Origin of the sequence: Streptacidiphilus neutrinimicus (assembly GCF_000787815.1) — a bacterium.
Taxonomy (GTDB): domain Bacteria; phylum Actinomycetota; class Actinomycetes; order Streptomycetales; family Streptomycetaceae; genus Streptacidiphilus; species Streptacidiphilus neutrinimicus.
Map to the genome: position 1 here is coordinate 1 of NZ_BBPO01000064.1, position 3,930 is coordinate 3,930.

Genomic DNA, 3,930 nt, shown 5'->3' on the forward strand with positions numbered 1-3,930 from the left:
TGGCGCTGCCCGCCGCCGGGTCCCTCGGCGCGGTCGCGGTCCTCGGGGACGACGACCTCGGGCTCCCGGGCGCCGAGCGCTGTGACGACCTGATCAAGCTTGCCGAGCTGGTGCCGGACACCGTGGTGGTGCCGTGGCCGTCGCACGCTGACGGTGCGGACGTCGCTGCTGCCACCCACGCGGCTGTGCACGACGCCCTGGAGCTGCTGCAGACGTGGCTGGCCGAGGAGGCGTTCGCGGACTCCCGGCTGGTCCTGGTGACCCGCGGTGCGATGGCTGCCCGTGACGGGGAGGACGTCCGCGACCTGGCCTCCGCCGCCGTCTGGGGCTTGGCGCGCTCGGCGCAGTCGGAGAACCCCGGCCGGATCGTGCTCGTCGATCTGGACGAGGACCCGGCCTCACGGGCTGCGCTCGCCGCCGCCGTCGACGGCGGCGAGCCGCAGCTCGCGCTGCGCGGTGGAGCGGCCCTCGCTCCGCGCCTGGCGCGCGTCCCGCTCGCGGCGGAAGAGGACGCCCTCCCCGGGGTGGACCCGCAGGGCACGGTGCTCCTGACCGGTGCGACCGGTTCGTTGGGCGGCCTGGTCGCCCGGCACCTGGTGACCGCGTACGGTGCGCGTCGCCTGCTGCTGGTCTCGCGCCGTGGCGCGCAGGCGCCCGGTGCGGCCGAACTGGTGCGTGACCTCACCGTGCTGGGCGCCGAGGCGCGGTTCGCGGCGTGCGATGTGGCGGACCGCGCCGCGCTGGCGGCCCTGCTGGGCTCGCTGGAGCACCCGCTGACCGCCGTGGTGCACACCGCCGGTGTGCTGGACGACGGGGTCATCTCGTCCCTCACCCCCGACCGGATGGACGCCGTGCTGCGTCCCAAGGTCGACGCGGCCTGGCACCTCCACGAGCTGACGAAGGACCAGAACCTCTCCGCCTTCCTGCTGTTCTCCTCGGCCGCCGGTGTCTTCGGCAACGCCGGTCAGGGCAACTACGCGGCGGCGAACGGCTTCCTGGACGCCCTCGCCCAGCACCGTCGCTCCGCCGGTCTGCCCGCGACCTCCCTCGCCTGGGGCCTGTGGGCCGAGGACGGCGGCATGGCGGGCGAGTTGGGCTCGGCGGACGTGGAGCGCATGGCGCGTGGCGGTGTGCTGCCGCTCTCCTCGACGGAGGGTCTGGCGCTGCTCGACGCCTCGGCGCGCTCCGGCGAGCCGGTCCTGGTGCCGGTCCGGCTCGAACTGGCCGGTCTGCGGGCGCAGGCGGAGGCAGGGATGCTGCCGCCGCTGCTGCGGGCCCTGGTCCGGGTCGCCAAGCGGCGCGCGGTCGAGGCGAGCGGCGGCCCGACCCTGGCCGAGCGGCTCGCGGGCGTGCCCGAGGCCGAGCGCGACGCCGTCCTGCTGGAGCTGGTCTGCTCGGAGGTCGCGGCGGTCCTCGGCTATGCCGGGGCGCACGCCGTGGAGGCCGACCGGGCCTTCAAGGACCTGGGCTTCGACTCGCTGACCGCGGTCGAGCTGCGCAACCGCCTCAACGGGGTCACCGGCCTGCGGCTGCCGGCCACGCTGGTCTTCGACTACCCGTCGCCGACCGCGCTGGTCGACCTGCTGCGGGCCCAGACGGTTCCCGACCCGGCCGAGGCCGTCCTGCCGCTGCTGGCGGAGCTGGACCGGTTGGAAGCGGCGTTGCTGGGCGCGGTCCCGGACGGCGAGGGTCACCTGCGGATCGCCGGCCGCCTGCAGTCCCTGCTCGCCCGGTGGAACGACCAGCAGGTCGCGGCCGAGGAGGAGGCCGCCGTCGCCGAGCAGCTCGACGAGGCCACCGATGACGACCTCTTCGACTTCATCGGCAAGGAATTCGGCATCTCCTGACCACCGTCCGATCTTTCTGCAACATCCCCGAGAGGTGACCTGACATGCCGGCTGAGATGGCGGCCGAGGAGAAGCTTCGGTACTTCCTGAAGCGGGTGACGGCGGATCTCCACGAGACGCGCCGCCGACTGAAGGAGTACGAGGACGGCGAACAGGAGCCGATCGCGATCGTCGGCATGGCATGCCGGTTCCCGGGGGGTGTCTCCTCGCCCGAGGGCCTGTGGGACCTGGTCTCCGACGGGCGGGACGCCGTGTCGTTCTTCCCGGAGGACCGCGGCTGGGACGTGGAGAACCTCTACCACCCCGACCCGGACCACCCGGGGACGTCCTACTCCCGTGAGGGCGGCTTCCTGCACCGCGCGGGGGCGTTCGACCCGGCGTTCTTCGGCATCAGCCCGCGTGAGGCGATGTCGATGGACCCGCAGCACCGTCTGCTGCTCGAGACCTCCTGGGAGGCCCTCGAGCGGGGCGGGATCGACCCGAGCACGCTCAAGGGCAGCCGCACGGGCGTCTTCGTCGGCGTCATGTACAACGAGTACGGCGTGCTGCTCCAGCAGTCGGTCGAGGGCCTGGAGGGCCAGGTCGGCACCGGCACCTCGGCGAGCATCGCCTCGGGCCGGGTGTCCTACACGCTGGGCCTGGAGGGCCCGGCGGTGACGATCGACACCGCCTGCTCATCCTCGCTGGTGGCCCTGCACCTCGCCTGCCAGTCGCTCCGCTCGGGTGAGTCGACGCTGGCGCTGGCCGGTGGTGTGACCGTCATGCTGACGCCGGGCACCTTCGTGGAGTTCAGCCGCCAGCGCGGTCTGGCGACCGACGGCCGGTGCAAGGCCTTCTCGGACACGGCGGACGGCACCGGCTGGGGCGAGGGCGTCGGCATGCTGCTCGTCGAGAAGCTCGCCGACGCCCGGCGCAACGGGCACCCGGTCCTCGCCGTCGTACGCGGCAGCGCGGTCAACCAGGACGGCGCGAGCAACGGCCTGACCGCGCCCAACGGCCCCTCGCAGCAGCGCGTGATCAAGCAGGCGCTCGCCGGGGCCGCCCTCACCAGCGACCAGGTCGACGTGGTCGAGGCGCACGGCACCGGCACCACCCTGGGCGACCCGATCGAGGCCCAGGCGCTGCTCGCGACCTACGGCCAGGGACGCCCGGCGGACCGGCCGCTCTGGCTGGGCTCGGTCAAGTCGAACCTGGGCCACACCCAGGCCGCCGCCGGTGCCGCCGGGATCATGAAGATGGTCATGGCGATGCGCCACGGCGTGTTGCCGAAGACGCTGCACGTCACCGAGCCGTCCACGCACGTGGACTGGTCGGCGGGCGCGGTCGAGCTGCTGACCGAGCAGCGGGACTGGCCGCAGACCGGCGAGCCGCGTCGCTCGGCTGTGTCGTCGTTCGGCTTCAGCGGCACCAACGCGCACATCATCCTGGAGCAGGCGCCGACGCCCGACGCCCCCGAGGCGGCCGACGAGCCGTCGGCACCGGGAGGACGGACCGCGCTGGTGCCCTGGGTGCTGTCGGGCCGCACCCCGGACGCGCTCCGCGAGCAGGCCGAGCGGCTGCTGGGCAGCCTGGACGCGCAGCCCGCTCCGGTCCCCGCCGACGTCGCCTTCTCGCTGGCCACGACGCGGGCGGCGTTCGAGCACCGGGCAGCCGTGGTCGGCGCCGAGCCCGAGGAGCTGCGGCGCGGCCTGGAGGCGCTGGTCCGCGGCGAGTCGTCGGCCCGCGTCGTCTCCGGCCGGGCGGGTTCCGCCGGTCGCACGGCGTTCCTGTTCGCCGGTCAGGGGAGCCAGCGGGCCGGTATGGGCCGTGAGCTGTACGAGGCCTTTCCGGTGTTCGCGGCGGCGTTCGACGCGGTCTGCGCCGAGCTGGACCAGTATCTTGACCGCCCGTTGAAGGACATCGGGGACCGGATCGACGAGACGGCGTACACGCAGCCGGCGCTCTTCGCTCTTGAGGTGGCCCTCTTCCGGCTGGTCGAGTCCTGGGGTGTGCGCCCGGACTTCCTGGCGGGGCACTCGATCGGTGAGATCGCGGCCGCGCATGTGGCGGGTGTGCTCTCGCTGGCGGACGCGGCGAAGCTGGT

General features: G+C 73.9%; 1 protein-coding gene and 1 pseudogene. Both read left to right on the plus strand.

What is annotated here, in order from left to right:
* Positions 1–74: 74 nt before the first annotated feature.
* A pseudogene (locus TR48_RS29895) lies at positions 75–1,847 on the plus strand (type I polyketide synthase); the annotation flags it as partial.
* Between the two features lie 95 nt (positions 1,848–1,942).
* Positions 1,943–3,930, plus strand: a 1,988-nt coding sequence (locus tag TR48_RS29900; protein ID WP_439654508.1) for a type I polyketide synthase, incomplete at its 3' end; no start/stop codon positions are given.